Origin of the sequence: Streptomyces sp. NPDC001922, from assembly GCF_042891165.1 — a bacterium.
Classification (GTDB): domain Bacteria; phylum Actinomycetota; class Actinomycetes; order Streptomycetales; family Streptomycetaceae; genus Streptomyces.
In genome coordinates, this window is sequence record NZ_JBIASV010000002.1 from 259836 (window position 1) to 279865 (window position 20030).

Genomic DNA, 20030 nt, shown 5'->3' on the forward strand with positions numbered 1-20030 from the left:
AACGTGGGCCCCGCCGGGGGGGGGGGGGGCCCCGGCCCCCCCCCCGGGGGGCGGGGGGGGGCCCCCCCCCCCCGCCCCCGGCCCCCCCCCCCGGGGGGGGGCCCCCCCACGGCCGGAGAACGAGGCTCCCGGACGGCCGGAGACGGGAGCTTCCGGACGGCTCGGGAACGGAGGTCCGGCGACGTCCGGAGAACAGGGTTCCGGAACGGCCGGTTCGCCGTCAGAACCGGACCGGCAGCCGGTGCGGCCCCCGGATCAGCAGCCCCTGCCGCCAGGTCAGCGCCGCCGGGTGGGCGTCCAGCTCCAGGCGCGGGCAGCGGTCCAGCAGCGAACGGATCGCGATCCGGGCCTCCAGCCGGGCCAGCGGCGCGCCCAGGCAGTAGTGGATGCCGTGGCCGAAGGCGACATGCCCGCGGGCGTCGCGGCGGATGTCGAACCGCTCCGCGTCCGGGAACCGCGCCGGGTCGCGGTCGGCGTCGGCAAGGGCGACGAGGACGAGTTCGCCGCCGCCGGGGATCACGGTGCCGCCGATGTCCAGCGGTTCGGTGGTGAACCGGTATGTCGGAGTCTCGACCGGCCCGTCGTACCGCAGCATCTCCTCGACCGCGTTCTCCAGCAGCGAGTAGTCGGCCCGCAGCGCGGCCAGTTGGTCGGGGTGGCGGAGCAGCGCCAGCACGCCGTTGGAGATGAGGTTGACAGTGGTCTCGTGGCCGGCGACGAGCAGCAGCCAGACGGTGCCCAGCAGTTCGTCGGGCGAGAGCCGGTCTCCGTTCTCGTCGGTGGTGCGGATCAGCGCACTCAACAGGTCGTCACCGGGGTGCGCGCGCTTCCGCTCCAGCAGGTCGGTGAGGTAGTGGAAGGCCTGCGTCGCGGCCTCCTCGCTGCGGGCGCGGTCGGTGAAGGACAGCGCGTCGTTGGAGAAGCGGCGGAACTCCCCGCGGTCCAGGAAGGGCACGCCGAGCAGCTCGCAGATGACGGACATCGGCAGCGGGAAGGAGAGCGATTCGACCAGGTCGGCGCGGCCGGACGGATCGGCCAGCATCGCGTCCAGCAGTTCGTCGGTGATCCGCTGGACGCCCGGGGCCAGCGCCTCGACCCGCCGTGGCGTGAACTCCTTGGCGACCAGCTTCCGCAGCCGGGTGTGCACCGGCGCGTCGGAGTTGAGCATGTGGGCGCCGGTGGGGAAGCGGGAGAAGTTCAGGGCCTGCGAGGCGTTCGTCCAGTGCTTGGACAGTCTGGCGTCGGCCAGTGCCGCACGGCTCTCCGCATAGCCGACGACCAGCCAGGCGTCGGCGCCCTCGGGCATCCGGATCCGGTGCACGGGGCCGCGGGACCGCAGTTCGGCGTAGACCGGATACGGGTCCCGGGTGAAGTCCTCACCGAGTGCGGCGAGATCGACCAGCGCGTCCGTCGTCACGTTCTCCCCCTTCTTCTCCGTCACTGATCACCACGCTAGGTGTCGAGTCCACGGGGCGGGGGTCGTAATCCGGCCGATCCCCCACGCGCCGGGGACACCGGGACGGGACGGCCGGCTGAGCGGCGGCCGGACGCGGCGCGGCCTACTCCGCGTCGGGGCCCGGAGCCGCGTCGGCCAGGCGGGCCAGCAGGTCGGCGGCGCGCTTGGCGACCGCCGTCCGGTCGCCCTCGGACAGCGCGGACCCCAGCCCGCAGGCCGCCGCTCCCGCCGCGATCCACTCCGGTGCGCTCTCCACGCTCACCCCGCCGCTGGGGAGCAGCGGCGCCTGCGGGAGTTCGGCCCGGACGTCCCGCAGCCAGCGGGGATCGTGGGCGGAGGCCGGGAACACGTTGAGGGCGTCGGCGCCCAGCTCCAGGGCGCGCATCATCTCGGACGGACCGGTGACACCGGGGAAGACCGGGATGCCGTACCGGTGACCGGTGCGGATGACCTCCTCGTCCAGCCCCGGGGACACCAGGAACCGGGCGCCCGCGTCGATGGCCATCCGGGCGGTCTGGGCGTCGAGGACGGTGCCCGCCCCGATCAGCGCGTCGTCGCCGACCTCCCGGGTGAGCGTGGTGACGACCTCCAGCGCGAAGGGCGTGTTGAGCGATATCTCCAGGCTGCTGATGCCACCGGAGATGAGGGTGTCGGCGGTGGCGGCCGCCTGGTCGTAGCTCTCGGTTCGGACGATGGCGAAGACGCGCTGCGCCAGGGCGGCGCGGGTGATCTCCCAGCGGTACACGGCAGTCAGCCGCCTTTCTCGGTCGGGCGACGCACACGGTGGTGACGCTCACGGGTGGTGATGCAGACGGGTGGTGATGCAGACAGGTCGTGATGCAGACAGGTGGTACGGAGCCGGCCGGCGGTTCAGCGTCGGAGCCGGCGGCGGGCCCGGCGGTGGGTGCACGGGCACCTGCGCGCAGCGGCGGACCGGGCGTGGGCGGGCGGCGCCGCGGCTGTGAACGGACGTTCCGCTTCCGGCCCGCTCGGCAGGGCGGAGCCGACGTGCGGCACGTGGCTGATTGTCACCCTTGCCTCCCCCTGGCCGTCGTACGTCGCTTCTGACCGGAACCGTACCGGGCGGCGTCGACATGCCCTGCGCCGGGGCGGCAAGTTGGCACATGGGGCAGTACGGGGGACGTACCGGGTGCGGCCGGGAAACGGGCCGCCTGCCCGAAGGCGCCGGGACCGGGGGGGGTAGGCACCCGGCACCGCCGGCCTCCGGGAGCCGCGCCTGGCTGCCCGGGCTGCCGGGTGGCCGTCCGGGGCGGCGGGAGGCGGCCGGAAGCCCTCCGGTTCGGCAGCCGGTGCGGCCCGGCCGTGACCGAGCCCGGAGGGGCCAAGCCCGGTAGTGGCCAAGCCCCGTAGTGGCCCAGCCTGGAGGAGGGCCAAGCCCGGAGGGGCCAAGCCCGGTAGCGGCCAAGCCCGGAGGAGGGCCAAGCCCGGAGGGGCCAAGCCCGGTAGCGGCCAAGCCCGGAGGAGGCCAAGCCCGGTAGTGGCCGAGCCCGGAGGCGGCCGAGCCGGAGGGGCCCGCAGGCGGCCCGGCCCGGAGGTCGCCCGGTCCGGAGGTCGCCCGGCCCGGAGGGACTTGGCTGCGGCCCGGCTCGGGGTGGCCAGGCCCGGAGGTCGCCCGGCCCGGAGGGACTTGGATGCGGCCCGGCTCGGGGTGGCCAGGCCGGACACGCCCGGCCCGGAGGTGTCGGGCTCGGAGGTGTCGGGCTCGGAGACGCCCGACCCGGAGGAGCCCGGCCCGGAGGTGCTTTACCCGGAGGCGGCCCGGATCTGCGGCCCACGCGGTTCAGCCCTCGCCGTCCACGAACCCCGCGTCATGGGCCACCAGGGCGATCTGCACCCGGTTGTTGAGGTCGAGTTTGGTCAGGGTGCGGGACACATGGGCCTTGACCGTCGCCACGCCCATGTGGAGGTCGGCCGCGATCTCGGCGTTCGACCGGCCCTGCCCGACCGCGAGGGCCACCTCGCGCTCCCGGTCGTTCAGCCGGTCGAGCAGCTCGCGGGCCCGCGTCCGGCGGCCGTCCCGGCCGGACCCGGCCACATGCGTGATCAGCTGCTGGGTCACCGCGGGTGACAGCACCGGCTCCCCCGCGGCGACCCGCCGCACGGCCGCCACGATCTCGGCCGGCGGGGTGTCCTTGAGCAGGAACCCGGCCGCCCCGGCCCGCAGAGCGCGCAGGACCTGCTCATCCGCGTGGAACGTCGTCAGCACCACCACCTCCGGCCCCCGTCCGGACCGCCGCAGCGCCTCGGTCGCGGCGAGGCCGTCCACGGTCGGCATCCGGATGTCCATCAGCACGACGTCCGGTGCGAACCGGCGGACGAGCGGCTGGACTTCGCTGCCGTCGGCGGCCTCCCCCACGATGTCCAGGTCGGGCACTCCGCCCAGCATCAGGCGCAGCCCGGCGCGGACGAGCGCGTCGTCGTCGACGAGGAGCACCCGGATCGGTGCGGCGGCAGAAGCAGGTCCGTCGGGGGACGCGGGACCTCGGGCCGGGCCGGACCGGTCGTCTCCGGTGCCGTTGCCCGACACTCCCGTGCCGTTGCCCGATAACGGCCCCGCTGCCGGGACGTCCGGGAGTCCGGCGGTCCGGCTCCCGGTGCCGGTCCCGGCACGGGCACCCGTACCGGTCTCGGCACAGGCCCCGGCACCGGACTCTGCTGCGGAAGGGTTCATACGGACCACGGTAGCCAGGCGTGGAGACGGAAGTGCCCCGTGGCCACCGGGCCGTGCTCGAGCCGGCCCCCGACCAGGGCCGCCCGCTCCACGAGGCCGATGAGCCCCTGGCCCGCCCCGGGGATCGCCGACGGGCCCTCCCCGCCGAGGTGCAGCGGATTGCGTATCTCGATGCCGAGGCCCCTGCCGGGGGCGCCGTCCAGTGTCACCGTGACCTCGGCGCCCGGGGCGTGCTTGCGGACGTTGGTCAGCCCCTCCTGGGCGATCCGGTACACCGTGCGGCCCATGCCGTCCGGGACGGATCCGGTGTCCCGGATCCGGTCGACCACCGTCACCCGGAGTCCCGCCTGCCGGGACTCCCCCAGCAGGCGCGGAAGTTGGCCGAGGCCGGGCTGCGGCCGCTCGTCCTCCCCGGTGCCGTGCTGCTCCGGCACGGCCCGCGGCGGCGCCGCGCCGCCCTCCCCCGGGCCGGGCGGCGCTCCGCCGACGGGCGCCCGCAGCACCCCGATCACCTCGCGCAGGTCCTGGAGGGCCTGGTGCGCGCTGCTGCGGATGACCCCGGCCGCGCGGGCCACCTCCTCGGGCGGCGCGTCGGGACGGAACTCCAGGGCACCCGCGTGCACACTCAGCAACGACAGCCGGTGGGCGAGAACATCGTGCATCTCCCGGGCCATCGCCTCGCGCGCCAGCCGCTGCGCCTTCTCGGCGCGCAGCGCGGCCTCGCTCTCGGCCCGGCGGGCCCGTTCCCCCAGGGAGAGGACGAGCTGCCGGCGCGAGCGGACGAACATCCCCCAGCCGATCACCGCGAACAGCACCACCGCACTGGTCACGGTCGAGACGCCGAAGGCGAGTTCGGGATCGGGGCGCACCAGTGCGCCGACGGGCACCGAGACCAGGGCCGGCACGCCGATGGCGGCGACGGTCCGGAAGGGCCGGTGCACGGCGACGGTGAACAGCGCGACCAGCGCCGGACCCGCGGCGCAGGGCGTGACCGCGGCCAGGGACACCAGCACGGCGGCGAGCCAGGCCGGACCGCGTCGGCGCAGCCAGAGCGCGGCGCAGGACAGCAGCCCCAGGACCAGATCGGCGACCAGCACGCCGTCCGGGACCCCGGGGTCGTCGCTCAGGTCGTCGAACACCAGGAGCCCGAAGGTCACCACGGTGAAGCAGCAGACGATGTCGACGGCCCAGTCGCGGACGGTGCGGCGGCCCCGGTCCGCCTCCGGCTCGGCGCCGGCGACGGCGGACGGCAGCAGCCACGGGTAGTCGTGGCCCGCCCTCGTCATCGTCGTCGCCCGCTCTCGTCCGTCCATGGCGGCAATCTACTGTCGCGATTCCTGCCGTTTCCGGCCGTCGGCGGAGGTTGAGACCAAAGATTGCGGGACCACCGACTTTCGTCGCGGCCGGCGCCGGGCGGCTGCCTCCTCCGGCGGTCGGAACGCCGACTCATGGCCGATGCAGGGGCGGTGGGCGCCGGGCGAGCATCCTCGTATGAAGAAGGTGCTCGAAGCAGTGGGGTTCACCCTGGCGCTGTGGGGTGTCGTCGGACTGGTCCACGCCTGGACCGGGTGGTTCGCTCCACCGGGTGCCGTGCGCGCGCTGGAGTTCTTCGACGGATACGAGGTCCACGCCGAGGTCGCCCTGATCGTGCTCGGCGGAGTGGTGATGGTGACCGCGGACCGCATCGCCTCCCGCGCGTCGAGATGAGTTCGGGCGCGGGTGCGGCTCCCGGCTGCCCGCATCCGAGGCCACACCGTACGGGAGCCGTACGCCCCGTGGGGAGGGCGTACGGCTCCCGGCCATACCGTGCTCAGCGGCCGGGGCCGCTGGGCAGTCGACGACTCAGCAGTCGAACTTCACCTTGTCGAACGAGCTGTAGTGGTCGGCGGTGTAGTAGTCCTCCTGCTTGGCCTCACCGGTGACGATGCGCCGGGCACCGCGGTCGGGGGAGCCGGGGGTCTCCACCGTGTACTCGTGGTAGTAGTCGCCGCCCTGGGCGGGCAGTTCACCCTCCCGGTTGGAGAAGACGGTGCCGTCCTTCGGGTAGGGGAACGGGCCGCCCTTGTCGATGAGCTTCAGGGTGGTGTGGGCCTCGTCGGGCAGCTTCGAGTAGCAGATGTCGCCGACTTCCTGTGCCCCGAGCTCCTTCGCGGAGACCGCGGAGGTGACGTGGGCCGGGGCGACGGAGTGCGTTGCCGTCGTGCCGGGCGTGGCGGAGGCCGAGGCCACGACGGCCGGGCCACCGATGAGGAGGGTCGAAGCGAGGGCGCCGAGGGCGCCGATCCTGGCAATACGTGGGGGGATTCGCATACCTCAGGATGACGCGCGTAGAGGATGTCATGTCAACGCCAAGTGAGGGAAGTTTTCGGGGAGTTCACAGAATGGGGACAGTTGGAGAGCCTTTGTGAACATCCGTTTACCGCGACGCAACACCGGTCGGCATCCGAGCCGATCAGGGCGTCGTCCGCGGTGCGCCAAGGCCCCGAACAGCGCCGGCTCCGGCATGCGTCCGGCCCCGACCTGCGGCACGTCCGGCATGCGTCCGGCCCCGAACTGCGGCACGTCCGGCATGTGTCCGGGCCCGGACAGCGCCCCATCCGGCATGTGTCCGCCCCCGATGAGCGTCACGTCCGCATGCGTCCACCCACAGGACGCCGTCCCTGACACCTGATCATCCGCGGACGGCTGCCGATAGGATCACCTGCCCATGGACACGGGCACCGCAAGTGACATGATCTCCGTCCCGCCGGGGCGGGTGACGCTGTCGGACCGGCGGACGCAACGCAGTTGGTCCGTCGAGGTGGCGCCCTTCCGGCTGGGGGCCGTCCAGGTCACCCGGGCGCTCCACACCGCCGTCAGCAGCGGTTCGGCGGCCACCGGCGCGGCGGACGGGCCTCCGGTCGAGGGCGTGTCCTGGCAGGACGCGGTCAGGTTCTGCAACGCCCTGTCGCGGCGCGACGGGTTCACCCCCGCCTACCACGTCCCCGCCGACGGCGGAGACGCCGTCTGGGACCGGGCCGCCGACGGCTACCGGCTGCCGACCGAGGCCGAGTGGGAGCACGCCTGCCGCGCCGGGACGACCGGCCCGCGCTACGGCCCCCTCGACGCCATCGCCTGGTACCGCGGCACCTCGGACGGACGGATCCGCGACGTGGGCGGCAAGCGGCCCAACCCGTGGGGCCTGTACGACATGCTCGGCAACGTCTGGGAGTGGTGCTGGGACCTCTACGACGCCGAGGTCTACGGCAGCTACCGGGTGCTCCGCGGCGGCGGCTGGTTCGACGAGCAGTGGAGCTGCCGCGCCTCCGTACGCCGCCGCAGCCACCCGACGTTCCGGGTCGACGACGTCGGCTTCCGGGTCGCGCGGTCCCCCGGGGCCGGTCCCCGCCCCGCGTGACGGCGGGCAGCGCACCGGCCCCGCCCGGAGCCGGCGGGCGGCACCAGGGCGTCAGCCCGCGGCCGGGCCCGCCTCCCGGACGGTCCGCCAGTACTGACGCCGCTTCTCGTCCCGCACCACGACGCCGAGCCGGGCCAGCTCCTCCCGGAGCTCCCCCACGTCGCCGTCGGAGGGGCCCTTCTTCTCCAGCACCTTCTGGCGGGCCGTGAGCAGGGCGTTCGCGCCCTCCGGGAGTCCGGGCGTGTCCGGCACCCAGCGGCGGAACTCGCCTTGGTGCGGATCCGCGTCCAGCCATCCGTAGCCGTGCCGGGTGAAGGCGGCGGAGACCCGGCCGGCGTTCAGGTCGCACTCCTGCCGGGTGAGTTCACCGCCCTCGCGGCCGAGCAGCACGAGCTGCTTGCCGTCCCGGAACACCGCGGCGACGGCGTCGCGCGGGAACGTCCGCTCACGGCCCATGCGGGTGAGCGCGACACTCTCGTCCGAGAGCCGGATCACCAACTGCTCGTGCTGGGCGATCAGTCCGAGGGCGAGCCCCGCCACCGCCCCCACGGCGGAGAGCGCCACCACGGGGAGGGACCCCACGAGCCGGGCCGGCCCCTGCATCGGCGCCCAGGGCAGCGTCACCAGCCAGTCGGCCAGCGGACCGACGAGCCATCCGACGCCCGCGCCCACGAGCGCGAGACCGGCGCAGAGCAGCACGCTGTGCCAGCCGGGTGCGCCGAGCACGGTGATCCGTCCGCCCTGCGGGTCCCGCTCGGGCCTGTTGCCCATGACCATGTTCCCCCCTCATCGCCACTGTCGCCCTAATCATAGACCGAGCGCTCGGTCTATGATTGACGATCGAGGGCCGCAAGGCACCGGGAAACAACCGAAGGAAGCCCCACATGAGGACGGTCGACCCGGCCAGACACCGCGCACGGCGCCGGCAGATCGTCGACGCCGCCATCGGGCTCTTCGCCGCCAAGGGCTTCGAGCGCACCACCACGGCAGAGATCTGCAGGGCCGCCGGCATGAGCACGGGCAACGTCTTCCACTACTTCCCCACCAAGCGCGCGATCTTCCACGCCGTCTTCGAGGACGACGAGCGGGACGGCGTGACCAAGACCGAGCGGCTCGCCGCCGCCCGCGCGGCCGACGACCCGTGGGCCGCGCTCCTCGACACCGTGGACCTGCTCGCCGCCCCGGCCACGGAGCCGCTGGTCCCCGCCCTCGTCATGGAGGCGCTGATCCAGGCGCACCGGGACCCCGAGCTCGAAGCGCTGCTGAGCCGGGACAACGACGAGGAGCGGCGCACCGTCACCACCCTCCTGCGGAACGCCGCCGCGGCCGGCCTGACCGACCCCGGCCTGGACCCGGACGACACGGCCGCGTGGGTCATGGCGCTCATCGCCGCCCTCTACACCAGCGCCGCCACCGACCCGTCGTTCCGGCCGGCCGACCAGCTCCCCACCCTGCGGCTGATCATCCAGCGCTTTCTGCGTCCCGACGGCGCGGCGGAGCGGGAGCGCTGAACCGGCGCTCCACGGGAGGGAGAACGGAAGGCGGGACCGGTGGAATCGATCGGCTCACCGGGTGCCGTGCCCGCCGCACCGTGACGCCCACGCGTCGCCTCCGCCCTCACCCGAGCTCCCCCGGCTCCCCCGGCTCCCCCGGCCGGAGCGTTCACCCCGCGCCGTCCGCCCCGTCCCGCGCCCGGTCCGCGAGGCGGCGGAGGGTGAGCGCGGCGCCGAAGAGCTGCACGCCCCGTGTCGTGCGCGGGTCGACACCGGTCAGTTCGAGGGCCCGGGTCAGCCGGTTGTCGACGGTGTTGGGGTGCACGCCGAGCGTCTCGGCGGTGCGTCGCCGGTCCGAGTCGCCGTCGAGGAACGCCCGCACCGTGTCCGTCAGACCCGGGTGGCCGTCGAGCGGTTCGAGGAGGGCGGTGAGCGCCGCGGCACTGTCCGCCGGCCGGGCGAGGTGGTAGTCGAGGAGAACGTCCCGGAGCCGGTGGACGCCCGGTTCGGTGACGAGTCCGGCGATCCGGCGGGCCTGGTCCGCGGCGGCCGGGACACCGGCCGGGCCGTCCGCGAACGCCGCGCCCACCACGGGAGGTTCCGGCAGGCGGGCGGTCAGTCGGCCGGCCAGACCGTCGCTGGAGGTGCCGGCGGGAAGCAGCAGACAGCCGCCGTGGTCGTCGGGGAGGGAGAGCACCTGCCCGTCGGCCGGCTTCGGCAGCAGCCCCAGCACCTGCCGGAGGAGCCGGCGCCCGGGGACCGAGCGGGGGCCGGCCGGGGCGGGGCGGACGCTGAGCACGAGGTAGCCGGGCGCGAGGCTGAGGCCGTGACGGGCCGCCACCGTCTCGGCGTCGTCACCGTGGACCAGGGCCCGGGCGAGGTCGCGCGCGGCGGAGTGCTGGTCCGCCAGCCCCGTCAGATAGCCCTCCGTCACCTGCTCCACGGCGGCTCCCAGGCCGGTGACCTGCCACAGGGCGAGGAGCAGCAGCGCCGCCGCGTCGCCGGGCCCGGCTGCCGCTTGCAGGGCGTCCATGAGCACCGCGGAGCCGACGTGGTACGAGCGGAGCAGCGCGGCGAGCGGGATCCCCTCCTCGGCACGCTGGGCCGCCCGTTCACGGAAGAGCACGCTCCCGGCAGCGCCGTCGGGCAGTCCCCACGGGCCCCGGCTTCCCGGGCTCCGCCGTCCCGTCCGGCCGTCCCCGTGGATCCGGATTCGCGGGCTCCGCAGTCCCGTCCGGCCGTCCCCGTGGGCCCGGCTTTCCGGGCTCCGCAGCGCCGGGGAGGGCGACGGCGTCCGGCCCGTCCCGGGCGTACCGCAGGAAGTCGCGGACGGCCTGCCGGGCGGTGGCCGCGATCTCCACGTCGCGCATGTCGCCGGGGAGCCGGTCGAATCCGGGAACCTCCGTCCGCAGGCGTTCCACGATGGTCCGGGCGAGTTCGTTGACCTGCGGTTCGAGGCGGACGGCCAGCCGTCGCACCCGGTCCCGCACGCTCTCCTCGGCGGGTTGTGACATCTCACAACCGTACGCCGCGCGGGGTGTTCCGACAGGTGGTTGCCGGGGTCCGCACCCGGCCGGAGGGTGGGGCCATGACCTTCGACCTCACCGCCTATGCCGAACGGGTCTGGAACGGGTCCGTCGACGACAGCATCGCCCACACCGGCCCCGCGGACACCGGAATGATCGACGTCACCGAAGGGGTCGGCTGGTACCCGGCGTTCGGCAGCACCATCGCCTTCCGGAGCGCGGGGGAAACCGTGCTCTTCGACACCGGCAATCCGCTCGGCGCGGCCGGGCTGTACGAAGCGGTGCGGGGCTGGAGCCCCGACCGGGTGGCCACCGCGATCTTCTCGCACGGGCACATCGACCATGTCTTCGGCATGGAGCCGTTCGACGCCGAGGACGGGCCGCGGCCCACCGTGATCGCCCAGGAGAGGATCGGCGACCGGTTCGACCGCTATGCGCTGACCAACGGCTACAACGCGGTCATCAACCGACGCCAGTTCCAGGTGCCGGAGCTGACCTGGCCGACGGAGTACCGGCGTCCCGATGTGACCTACCGGGAGGCGATGACGCTCACCCGCGGCGAGCTGACCTTCGAGCTGTTCCACGCGCTGGGCGAGACGGACGACGCCACCGTCGCCTGGATTCCCGAGCACCGGATCCTCTGCCCGGGCGACCTCTTCATCTGGCTGACGCCCAACTGCGGCAACCCGCAGAAGGTGCAGCGCTACCCACGCGAGTGGGCCGTCGCGCTGCGCCGGATGGCGGCGCTGGGGGCGGAGATCATGCTCCCCTCACACGGCGCACCGGTCCTGGGCGCCGACCGGATCCGGCAGGCCCTCACCGAGACCGCCGAGTGGCTGGAGAGCCTGGTCGAACAGACTCTGGACGGCCTCAACTCCGGCACCCGGCTGGACGATCTGGTGCACTCGGTGAAGCCGCCCCCGCACTTGGCCGACCGGGTGTATCTGCGCGCCCGGTACGACGAGCCGGAGTTCGTCGTCCGCAACCTGTGGCGGCAGTACGGCGGTTGGTACGACGGCAATCCGGCCCGGCTCAAGCCCGCGCCCGACGCCCGGCTGGCCGCGGCGGTCGCGGAGCTGGCCGGCGGACCGGCCGCCCTCGCGCAGGCGGCGCGGCGGCACGCGGACTCCGGCGACCTCCGGCTGGCCGGCCACTTCGCCGAGATGGCCGTCCAGGCCGCGCCCGACGACACCGCGCTGCACGCCGTGCGCGCCGAGGTGAACGAGGCCCGCGCCGAGGCGGAGACCTCGCTCATGGCCCGGGGCATCTACCGCTGGGCGGCCGCCGAGTCCCGGGCCCGGTGCGGCGGGGAAGGGCCGGTCACGGGGGCGACGGCGGGGCTGTTCACCTCGGGCGGCGGTGACGGGACGCCGTAGCGCCGTCAGTTGACGGCCACTGACAGCGGTCGGCGCCCCGGCGGGCCATCGGGGGGCCGTCGGGCCGCCGGCCGCCGGAACAGCCGCCCGCCGCCGAGCGGCAGGCCCCGCCACCCGGGGTCCGTTCCGTCAGCGGGGCCCGTTCCATCTCAGCGGAGCCCGGTCCGTCAGCCGGGCTCCGTTCCACCGCCCCGGGTCCGTTCCGTTCCGTCAGCCGCCGAGCTTCCGGTGGCGGGCGGCCAGGCGGGCCGCGCCCTCCTCCGTCAGCGAGCCGTGCAGCCGCAGCCGGGCGACCCCGCCGTCGGGGAAGATGTCGATCCGCACATGGGTGGCGGCCGGTGCCGTCGTGTCCAGAACGAAGCGGTGCAGGGTGTCGGGCTGGAGCCGGGTGCGGGGCAGGAGTTCGGTCCAGCCGTCCGCCGCGTGGTCCGCCGGGTCCCCGCCGGTGGTGGCATCCAGCGCGTACAGCGCGGCCCAGCCCGCGGCGTTGCCCTTCAGACACGCCGTGTCGATCTCGACCGCCCGGATGTGCGCCTGCTCGGTGAGCGCGTACCGCACCCAGTCGTGGCCCTTGTCCCGGCGGCGGCGGGTCTCCCAGCCGTCGTCCATCCGGTGGGAGCGCCCCGGCTGGATGGTGTGGGCGGGCGGCGAGTAGAAGCGGTCGGAGGCGTCCTGCACCGCGCCGCCGTGCTCCAGCGCCACCACGTCGAAGGTGCCGAGCGCGGCGAGCCAGGCCGGGTCGGGCGCGACCTCGCCGTGCACGCGCAGCCGGGCGATGCCGCCGTCCGGATGCTGCTTGACCCGCAGGTGGGTGAAGCGCTGCCCGGCGTCGACGGTGAAGCCGTTCGCCGCGTGACCGCCGACGGCCGTCCGCGGGACGAGTTCGGTCCACGTCACCTCGGGGGCCAGCAGCTCCTCGGGGGACGGTGTGCCGGGGACGGCGGTGGCCTCGACGCTCACCGCCTGCGGGTAGTTGCCGCGGAAGTGGGCGGTGTCGACGACGATGCCGTGGATGACCCCCGGGGCGCCGAGCCGTACCAGGGCCCAGTCGTGGTCCGCGTCGACCGGGTGCGGCTGCCCGGCTCCGGCCCCCCGGCGCCGGCGGGTCTCCCAGCCGTCCATGATCTTGCCCTTGTGCCCGAAGTGCTCCGGATCGAAGCGGGCGGGGCCGGGGTTGAGCAGGTTCTCGCGCTCGGCGAAGAACTCGTCGTTGGCGGCGACGACGCTCGCACCCAGCCGGCGGTCGGCGAGGTCGGTGAGCCGGGTGAAGGGGAAGTCGGCGGTCCGGTAGTCGGCGTACGGGTCGCCGCCGCCGTACGGGCGGGCGTCGCCGGTGAAACGGGCCGTCGCGGCCGATGCGGGCTGTTCGGCGGTCATGCGGATCGCTGCCTTTCGAGGAGTCGGCCGGTGGGTTCGGTGACGGTGCCGTGGTCGGCGATCCGCCGGCCGCGCAGCCAGCTGGAGCGCACGACACCGTGCAGGGTGCGTCCCGCGTAGGCGGTGACCGGGTTGCGGTGGTGCAGGTCCGCCGGGTCCACGGTGAAGGTCTCGTCCGGCGCGAGAACGGCGAAGTCGGCGTCCCGGCCGGGCTCGACGGCCCCCTTGTGGTGCAGTCCCGCCAGCTGAGCGGGGCCGGTGCACATCCAGCGGACCACGTCCTCCAGGCTCCGTCCGCGCCGCCGCGCCGCGGTCCAGATCGCGGGCAGCCCCAGCTGGAGGGAGGAGATGCCGCCCCAGGCCTCGGCGAAGTCTCCGGTGTCGAACCGCTTCAGGTCGGGGGTGCACGGCGAGTGGTCGGAGACGATCGCGTCGATCGTCCCGTCGGCCAGTCCCTGCCACAGCGCGTCCTGGTTGGCGGCCTCCCGGATGGGCGGACAGCACTTGAACTCGGTCGCGCCGTCCGGGACTTCCTCCGCGGTGAGGGTGAGGAAGTGCGGGCAGGTCTCGGCGGTGATCCGGACGCCGTCGCGCCGGGCGCCGGCGATCAGCGGGAGCGCGTCCGCGGAGGAGAGGTGGAGGACGTGGACCCGGGCTCCGGTGCGCCGGGCGAGCCGGATGAGCCCGTCGATGGCGGTGTTCTCGGCGTCGCGCGGCCGGGAGGCGAGGAAGTCGGCGTAGCGGGGGCCGGGTTGCCGGGGCGCGCCGTCGATGAGGTGCGGATCCTCGGCGTGGACGATCAGCAGCCCGTCGAAGCCCGCGAGCTCCACCATGGCCCGCTCCAGCTCGTCCGGGCCGAGCGGGGGGAACTCGTCGACGCCGGAGTGCAGCAGGAAGCACTTGAAGCCGAACACCCCGGCGTCGTGCAGCGGCCGCAGCTCCTGGACGTTGCCGGGCACCGCACCGCCCCAGAAGCCGACGTCCACATGGGCCTTGGCCCGCGCCACCGCCCGCTTGACGTCGAGGTGGCCGACCGAGGTGGTCGGCGGGATGCTGTTGAGCGGCATGTCGACGAGCGTGGTGACGCCGCCGGCCGCGGCGGCGCGGGTGGCGGAGGCGAAGCCCTCCCACTCGGTGCGGCCGGGGTCGTTCACATGCACATGGGTGTCGACGAGGCCGGGGAGGAGCACATCGTCACCGAAGTCCTCCACCCGGGCGCCGGCGGGCGGCGCGGTGTCGTACGGCAGGACGGCGGCGATCCGGCCGTCGGCGACGGTGACGGCAGCGGCCCGCGTCCCGTCCGGGGTGATGACACGGCGCGAACGCAGAACCAGCTCCACCTCGGGCACCCGGGCCCCTCCTCACGCTCGCTGTGGCTGCGGAACCCGCTCCGGCGGACGGGCCCGGTACGCGGGATGCGCAGGCCGCGGCCCGGGCGCACGAAAGCGGCCCCGGGCAGCGGAATTCAACTTTCTGTTGAAGGAGTCTTCACTTGTGCGTACCGGCCCGTCAAGACCCTCCCCGCCCGCGGCAGCCGACGCGCCGCACCTCGCCGGACACTTTCCCGTCGGCCGGGGCGGTCCGGTCCGACGCCTTCCGCACGTGGCCAAGTTTCCGTAAAGTGGAAGTCCAGCTCCGCAGCACAGAAGAAGTGATCCCGTCCGGTTCGCCCCTCCGGAGCTCCGGACCGACCCCTGCGCGGCAACCGGGAGGGCACCCGCGGGACCCCGGGGACGGGTCGGCGGGGACCACCCGGACCGCGGCCGGGACCGAGGCCGGCGCCGAGGCCCGGACGGCCCCGGCGCGACCGCCGGGAGGACGCGGCCGGACTGTCGGGGCGAGGGCTCGTGACCGGCGGGAACGCAGTGCCGAGACCGGTGTGGAGCCAGGCGGCGGCCGGTAGGCTGCCCTACCAGCCAGTCCGCCCGACAGCCCGTCCGCCACGAAGCCGGCCGGCACCCAGCCGTCCGCCTCGCAAGCGATGCGCCCCGCAGGCCGATCCGCCCCGCAGGCGCATCCGTCCCACAGTCCGATCCGCCCCGTCGTCCGTTCCGTCTCGCAGTCCGTTCCGCCCCGCAGTCCGTTCCGTCTCGAAAGCCGCTTCATCTCGAAAGGAAGGGCGCCGTGCCGCCGTCCAGCGACAGCACCTCCGCAACAGCCAAGTCCGCGACCACGGGCGGGGTGCAGTCCCTCGAGCGCGCCTTCGACCTGCTGGAGCGGATGGCCGACGCGGGCGGCGAAGTGGGGCTGAGCGAGCTCTCGCACACCAGTGGACTGCCGCTCCCCACCATCCACCGCCTCATGCGCACCCTGGTGGCCTGCGGATACGTCCGCCAGCAGGCCAACCGCCGCTATGCGCTCGGCCCGCGCCTGATCCGCCTGGGCGAGAGCGCGTCCCGGCTGCTCGGCACCTGGGCGCGGCCCTATCTGGCCCGGCTGGTCGAGGAGACCGGCGAGACCGCCAACATGGCACTGCTCGACGGCGACGAGGTGGTGTACGTGGCCCAGGTACCGTCACGACACTCGATGCGGATGTTCACCGAGGTCGGCCGCCGGGTGCTGCCGCACTCCACCGGGGTCGGCAAGGCGCTGCTGGCGGATGCCGCCCCCGATGAGGTGCGGGCGCTGCTGAGCCGTACGGGCATGCCGGCCGCGACCGAGAAGACCATCACCACACCGGAGGGCTTCCTCGACGCGCTCCGCCAGGTCCGCGAGGCGGGCTACGCGGTGGACGACAACGAGCAGGAGATCGGCGTGCGGTGCCTGGCCGTCCGCGTGCCGGACTCCCCCACGGCGGCCGCGATCTCGATCTCGGGACCGGCCGGGCGGGTGACCGAGGCCGCGACGGAGAAGATCGTGCCCGTCCTGCAGGAGGTGGCGGCCGCGCTGTCGGTCGCCCTCACCGCCACGGGCAACGGCAACGGCTCCGTTCCGTCCTGAGCGGCTGACGCCCACGGGCCTGACCTCCGCGAGGGCTCCCGCCCACGGGCCGGAGCCCCACGGTGCCGCCGGGCTGCGGAGGCACGGGGCGCGGAGGTACGGGACCGCGGAGGCACGGGGCTACGGAGGCACCGGGCGACCGAGGTACCGGTCGGCGGAGCCACCGGTCGGCGGAGCCACCGGTTCGGCTGGGGCAGCGGCGACGCGGCCGGGGACGGCACGGGGACGGGAACGGCCCCCGAACGCGGCCGCCGCCGGCAGAGGCGCGGCGGCTGCGGACGGGCGTACCGGGGAAAAGAGACCGGGAACAGTCGCGAACGGACGGCCGGGGGACGGCCGTTCAGTCGCCCGTTCGCTGACGCGGCAGGTCCCCGAAGGCGTCGATCACCTCGCGCATGTCGGCCAGGGCGGGACCGAGTGCGCTCACCGAGCCCAGGGCGCCGGCGACGAGCAGCAGCGAGCGCCGCAGCCGGGGCACTTCCGGCGCACCGGCGCGCACCATGGCGTCCAGCGCGGCGAGTTCGTCCTCGGCGACGGCGCGGTCGGAGAGGTCGGCCGGATGGCCTGCGAGTTCACGGCGGAGCCGGGACACGGCAGCGCGCAGTTCGGCGACCCGCGGGTCGCCCGTACCCACGTCCTGGCCTCCGCCCGCAGGTGGTCTGTGCTCCACTGCTACGGCACCCTTCACCGCCGCGGTGCCCGTCGGCGTGCCGCGGACCGTCCCCATGCCTCGCAACCGATGTCGCCCCCTCATGAGTGCTGCCGTCGGCCTCGGATACATTCCCCCCGGACGGGAGAGGCCGCGGATCAGTTAACGCCACTCTCCGCACCGAGCGCCACACGGAGGGCGAAATTCAGCCCGTGGGGTTGAAAGACGGAACATCTTCTGCGGTATGCAAGGGGCATGACCGCCTCTCCGCTGGAACCGGGCACCGGCCCGCGCGTCGCCGGACTGCTGCTGGCCGCCGGCGGCGGCCGGCGGCTGGGCGGACGCCCCAAGGCGCTGCTGGAACACCACGGGCGCCCCCTGGTGGAGTACGCCGCCGGTGTGCTGCGGGAGGCCGGCTGCGGCCCCGTACATGTGGTGCTGGGCGCGGCGGCCGACGCGGTGCGGGCGCGGGCCCGGATCCCCGGCTGCCTCCTGGTGGAGAACCCCGCCTGGGCGGAGGGCATGGGGTCGTCGCTGCGGGCCGGCCTCGCCTCCCTCGCCGGAACCACGGCGGAGGCCGTGGTGGTGACCCTGGTGGACCAGCCCGGGATCGGCCCGGACGCGGTGGCCCGCGTCCGGGCGGCACACAGCTCCCGCTCGGATCTGGTGACCGCGGCCTACGGCGAGCGGCGCGGCCACCCCGTGCTGATCGGCGCCGACCGCTGGCCCGCGGTGATCGCGAGCGCGGTCGGCGACCGCGGCGCGCGGGCGTATCTCCGGCAGCACGAGGGGGAGATCACCCGGGTCGACTGCGCGGACATCGCGGCGCCGGACGACATCGACACGCCGGAGGATCTGGGACTCCTCGGCTGAGGATCCCGGGCTCCCCGTGCCGAGGCTCCCGGAGGCCCGGCTCCCGCGACGCCCGGCCGGCGCCCGGCCGGCGTCTCCCCGCCGCGGTCCTCGACGACTCGCCGGCCGAGGCGTCTCCCGAACCCTTCGGTGGTGGCGGGCCGCGCCTGTGGGATCGGCCGCGGCGATGCCGTCCGCCCGGGCCCTCCGGACGGACCTGGCACCGGGAGCCATTCGGGGGCCGTTCGGGGGCCGTTCGGGGGCCGTTCGGGGGCCGTTCGACGGCCGAATAAATGTCTCGACGTCAACAGACCTTGTACTTCCACTATGAGAAAACTATTCTCCACTGGTCAGAAGTACCCTGCACCCAGACGGCGCCGGTTCACGCGTCCCGGGCCCGGCGGCACTCCGTGCCCCGGGGGGACGTCTCCCGCGCCGTCCGGCCACCGCCCGCTGAATGGAGTGACACCGATGTCCGCACCAGCGCCGTCCTCACCGGTCGTCGTCGAGGCCCAGCCCGTGGAGCGTCAGGGAGAGGTTCTGACGGATGCGGCGCTCGCCTTCCTGGCCGAGCTGCACCGCCGGTTCACGCCCCGGCGCGACGAACTCCTCGCCCTCCGCCGGGACCGCCGCGCGGAGATCGCCCGGACCAGCAGCCTGGACTTCCTGCCCGAGACGGCCGCGGTCCGCGAGGGCGACTGGCAGGTCGCCCCGGCGCCCGCCGCGCTGGAGGACCGGCGGGTGGAGATCACCGGGCCGACGGACCGCAAGATGACCATCAACGCGCTGAATTCGGGCGCCCGGGTCTGGCTGGCCGACTTCGAGGACGCCTCGGCTCCCACCTGGGAGAACGTCATCCACGGCCAGCTCAACCTGACCGACGCCTACGAGCGCCGGATCGACTTCGCCGGCCCGGGGGGCAAGTCGTACGCCCTGCGGCCCGCCGAGGAGCTCGCCACCGTGGTGATGCGGCCCCGCGGCTGGCACCTGGACGAGCGTCACCTGCGGGTCGACGGCCGCGCGGTGCCCGGCGCCCTGGTCGACTTCGGGCTCTACTTCTTCCGCAACGCCCAGCGGCTGATCGACCTGGGCAAGGGCCCGTACTTCTACCTGCCGAAGACCGAGTCGCACCTCGAGGCGCGGCTCTGGAACGAGATCTTCGTCTTCGCCCAGGACTACGTGGGGATCCCGCAGGGCACCGTCCGGGCGACGGTGCTGATCGAGACGATCACCGCCGCGTACGAGATGGAGGAGATCCTCTACGAGCTGCGCGACCACGCCGCCGGGCTCAACGCGGGCCGCTGGGACTACCTCTTCTCCATCGTCAAGAACTTCCGCGACGGCGGGACCCGGTTCGTGCTCCCGGACCGCAACGCGGTGACCATGACGGCGCCGTTCATGCGGGCGTACACCGAACTGCTGGTCCGCACCTGCCACAAGCGCGGGGCGCACGCCATCGGCGGTATGGCGGCCTTCATCCCGTCCCGCCGGGACACGGAGGTCAACAAGGTCGCGTTCGAAAAGGTCAAGGCCGACAAGGACCGGGAGGCGCGGGACGGCTTCGACGGCTCCTGGGTGGCGCACCCGGACCTGGTGCCGGTGGCCCGGGAGTCGTTCGACGCGGTGCTCGGCGACCGGCCGAACCAGAAGGACCGGCTGCGGGAGGACGTCCGGGTGACGGCCGAGCAGCTCATCGACGTCGCCTCGCTCGACGCCCGGCCGACGTACGAGGGCCTGCGCAACGCCGTGCAGGTGGGCATCCGGTACATCGAGGCGTGGCTGCGCGGTCTCGGGGCCGTCGCGATCTTCAACCTGATGGAGGACGCCGCGACCGCGGAGATCTCCCGCTCGCAGATCTGGCAGTGGATCAACGCGGGGGTGGTCTTCGAGAACGGCGAGAAGGCCACGGCGGAGCTTGCGCGGCGGGTCGCCGCGGAGGAACTGGCGGCGATCCGGGAGGAGATCGGCGCGGAGGCGTTCGAGGCGGGGCGCTGGCAGGAGGCTCACGATCTGCTGCTCCGGGTCTCGCTGGACGAGGACTACGCGGAGTTTCTGACGCTGCCGGCTTACGAGTTGCTGGGGTGAGGGTGGGCTGACGGTTTCGCCGTGCGGCGCGCGCTCGGGGATCCTGCGGTCTCGTTTCTGCGGGGTCCGGCTCGTCGGGTGCGGGTGGTCGTGGGTTTCGGGGGTGGGGGGGGGCGGGGGGGGGGGGGGGGGGGCGGATATTTTTTAGGGCGGGGGGGGGCCCAAACTCAACGCATGACGCGCAGCC

General features: G+C 74.3%; 18 protein-coding genes. 7 read left to right on the forward strand and 11 right to left on the reverse strand.

The genetic code is table 11. The features are described 5' to 3' along the window. Positions 1-220: 220 nt before the first annotated feature. From ACFYYR_RS04590 to ACFYYR_RS04605, 4 genes are all read right to left on the reverse strand, one after another. On the reverse strand, positions 221-1417 hold the full coding sequence (locus ACFYYR_RS04590) for a cytochrome P450 (RefSeq protein ID WP_388847271.1): 1197 nt from the start codon (positions 1415-1417) through the stop codon (positions 221-223). A gap of 142 nt (positions 1418-1559) precedes the next feature. Next, entirely contained in the window at positions 1560-2201 is a 642-nt protein-coding gene (locus tag ACFYYR_RS04595; protein ID WP_388846845.1) for a bifunctional 4-hydroxy-2-oxoglutarate aldolase/2-dehydro-3-deoxy-phosphogluconate aldolase, read from the reverse strand. 1056 nt (positions 2202-3257) lie between these two features. Beyond that, positions 3258-3863: a response regulator gene (locus tag ACFYYR_RS04600; protein WP_388847273.1), complete on the reverse strand. Its 606-nt coding sequence runs from the start codon at positions 3861-3863 to the stop codon at positions 3258-3260. Positions 3864-4144: 281 nt separating this feature from the next. Continuing rightward, positions 4145-5434, reverse strand: coding sequence for a histidine kinase (locus ACFYYR_RS04605; RefSeq protein WP_388847275.1), 1290 nt, complete (start codon positions 5432-5434; stop codon positions 4145-4147). Between the two features lie 205 nt (positions 5435-5639). On the opposite strand from ACFYYR_RS04605, the gene ACFYYR_RS04610 reads away from it, so the two are divergent. After that, entirely contained in the window at positions 5640-5855 is a 216-nt protein-coding gene (locus tag ACFYYR_RS04610; RefSeq protein WP_388846847.1) for a hypothetical protein, read from the forward strand. Between the two features lie 135 nt (positions 5856-5990). Here the strand turns inward: ACFYYR_RS04610 and ACFYYR_RS04615 are convergent, their stop codons facing one another. Next, entirely contained in the window at positions 5991-6458 is a 468-nt protein-coding gene (locus tag ACFYYR_RS04615) for a ribonuclease domain-containing protein (RefSeq protein WP_388846849.1), read from the reverse strand. Between the two features lie 397 nt (positions 6459-6855). On the opposite strand from ACFYYR_RS04615, the gene ACFYYR_RS04620 reads away from it, so the two are divergent. Then, entirely contained in the window at positions 6856-7545 is a 690-nt protein-coding gene (locus tag ACFYYR_RS04620) for a formylglycine-generating enzyme family protein (RefSeq protein WP_388846851.1), read from the forward strand. Between the two features lie 51 nt (positions 7546-7596). Here the strand turns inward: ACFYYR_RS04620 and ACFYYR_RS04625 are convergent, their stop codons facing one another. Next, entirely contained in the window at positions 7597-8316 is a 720-nt protein-coding gene (locus tag ACFYYR_RS04625; protein WP_388846853.1) for a hypothetical protein, read from the reverse strand. A 113-nt stretch (positions 8317-8429) separates the two neighbouring features. On the opposite strand from ACFYYR_RS04625, the gene ACFYYR_RS04630 reads away from it, so the two are divergent. Next, positions 8430-9056: a TetR/AcrR family transcriptional regulator gene (locus ACFYYR_RS04630; protein WP_388846855.1), complete on the forward strand. Its 627-nt coding sequence runs from the start codon at positions 8430-8432 to the stop codon at positions 9054-9056. A 151-nt stretch (positions 9057-9207) separates the two neighbouring features. Here ACFYYR_RS04630 and ACFYYR_RS04635 read toward each other — a convergent pair whose 3' ends face one another. Both ACFYYR_RS04635 and ACFYYR_RS04640 read right to left on the reverse strand, forming a co-directional pair. After that, positions 9208-10164 carry a PucR family transcriptional regulator gene (locus ACFYYR_RS04635; protein ID WP_388846857.1) on the reverse strand — a complete coding sequence of 319 codons (957 nt, stop codon included), beginning with the start codon at positions 10162-10164 and terminating at the stop codon, positions 9208-9210. After that, positions 10151-10552 carry a hypothetical protein gene (locus ACFYYR_RS04640; protein WP_388846859.1) on the reverse strand — a complete coding sequence of 134 codons (402 nt, stop codon included), beginning with the start codon at positions 10550-10552 and terminating at the stop codon, positions 10151-10153. Before ACFYYR_RS04640 ends, ACFYYR_RS04635 begins: the two co-directional genes overlap by 14 nt. Positions 10553-10626: 74 nt before the next feature. Here ACFYYR_RS04640 and ACFYYR_RS04645 point away from each other — a divergent pair, with 74 nt between their 5' ends. Beyond that, a complete protein-coding gene (locus ACFYYR_RS04645) occupies positions 10627-11940 on the forward strand; it encodes an alkyl sulfatase dimerization domain-containing protein (protein WP_388846861.1) in 1314 nt (437 codons plus the stop codon). Between the two features lie 210 nt (positions 11941-12150). Here the strand turns inward: ACFYYR_RS04645 and alc are convergent, their stop codons facing one another. Continuing rightward, positions 12151-13317 carry an allantoicase gene (gene alc / locus ACFYYR_RS04650; protein ID WP_388846863.1) on the reverse strand — a complete coding sequence of 389 codons (1167 nt, stop codon included), beginning with the start codon at positions 13315-13317 and terminating at the stop codon, positions 12151-12153. Beyond that, the gene (gene allB, locus ACFYYR_RS04655) at positions 13314-14666 is read right to left on the reverse strand and encodes an allantoinase AllB (RefSeq protein ID WP_388846865.1); all 1353 of its coding nucleotides are present in this window, start codon (positions 14664-14666) and stop codon (positions 13314-13316) included. Before allB ends, alc begins: the two co-directional genes overlap by 4 nt. Before the next feature lie 775 nt (positions 14667-15441). Between allB and ACFYYR_RS04660 the strand changes: the two genes are divergently transcribed. Next, on the forward strand, positions 15442-16257 hold the full coding sequence (locus tag ACFYYR_RS04660) for an IclR family transcriptional regulator (RefSeq protein ID WP_388846867.1): 816 nt from the start codon (positions 15442-15444) through the stop codon (positions 16255-16257). A 340-nt stretch (positions 16258-16597) separates the two neighbouring features. Here the strand turns inward: ACFYYR_RS04660 and ACFYYR_RS04665 are convergent, their stop codons facing one another. Further along, a complete protein-coding gene (locus ACFYYR_RS04665) occupies positions 16598-16891 on the reverse strand; it encodes a DUF5955 family protein (RefSeq protein WP_388846869.1) in 294 nt (97 codons plus the stop codon). A 270-nt stretch (positions 16892-17161) separates the two neighbouring features. Between ACFYYR_RS04665 and ACFYYR_RS04670 the strand changes: the two genes are divergently transcribed. Next, positions 17162-17779 carry an NTP transferase domain-containing protein gene (locus ACFYYR_RS04670; protein WP_388846871.1) on the forward strand — a complete coding sequence of 206 codons (618 nt, stop codon included), beginning with the start codon at positions 17162-17164 and terminating at the stop codon, positions 17777-17779. 450 nt (positions 17780-18229) lie between these two features. Next, positions 18230-19843 carry a malate synthase A gene (aceB, locus tag ACFYYR_RS04675; RefSeq protein ID WP_388846873.1) on the forward strand — a complete coding sequence of 538 codons (1614 nt, stop codon included), beginning with the start codon at positions 18230-18232 and terminating at the stop codon, positions 19841-19843. The last annotated feature ends 187 nt before the right edge of the window (positions 19844-20030 follow it).

Bases quoted from the DNA above. Each gene is read 5' to 3' on its own strand.
- ACFYYR_RS04610 (WP_388846847.1), top strand. From the start codon at position 5,640: ATGAAGAAGGTGCTCGAAGCAGTGGGGTTCACCCTGGCGCTGTGGGGT.
- ACFYYR_RS04620 (WP_388846851.1), top strand. From the start codon at position 6,856: ATGGACACGGGCACCGCAAGTGACATGATCTCCGTCCCGCCGGGGCGG.
- ACFYYR_RS04605 (WP_388847275.1), bottom strand. From the start codon at position 5,434: ATGACGAGGGCGGGCCACGACTACCCGTGGCTGCTGCCGTCCGCCGTC.
- ACFYYR_RS04640 (WP_388846859.1), bottom strand. From the start codon at position 10,552: ATGTCACAACCCGCCGAGGAGAGCGTGCGGGACCGGGTGCGACGGCTG.
- ACFYYR_RS04625 (WP_388846853.1), bottom strand. From the start codon at position 8,316: ATGGGCAACAGGCCCGAGCGGGACCCGCAGGGCGGACGGATCACCGTG.
- ACFYYR_RS04670 (WP_388846871.1), top strand. From the start codon at position 17,162: ATGACCGCCTCTCCGCTGGAACCGGGCACCGGCCCGCGCGTCGCCGGA.
- ACFYYR_RS04615 (WP_388846849.1), bottom strand. From the start codon at position 6,458: ATGCGAATCCCCCCACGTATTGCCAGGATCGGCGCCCTCGGCGCCCTC.
- ACFYYR_RS04645 (WP_388846861.1), top strand. From the start codon at position 10,627: ATGACCTTCGACCTCACCGCCTATGCCGAACGGGTCTGGAACGGGTCC.
- ACFYYR_RS04630 (WP_388846855.1), top strand. From the start codon at position 8,430: ATGAGGACGGTCGACCCGGCCAGACACCGCGCACGGCGCCGGCAGATC.
- ACFYYR_RS04600 (WP_388847273.1), bottom strand. From the start codon at position 3,863: ATGCTGGGCGGAGTGCCCGACCTGGACATCGTGGGGGAGGCCGCCGAC.
- aceB (WP_388846873.1), top strand. From the start codon at position 18,230: ATGTCCGCACCAGCGCCGTCCTCACCGGTCGTCGTCGAGGCCCAGCCC.
- alc (WP_388846863.1), bottom strand. From the start codon at position 13,317: ATGACCGCCGAACAGCCCGCATCGGCCGCGACGGCCCGTTTCACCGGC.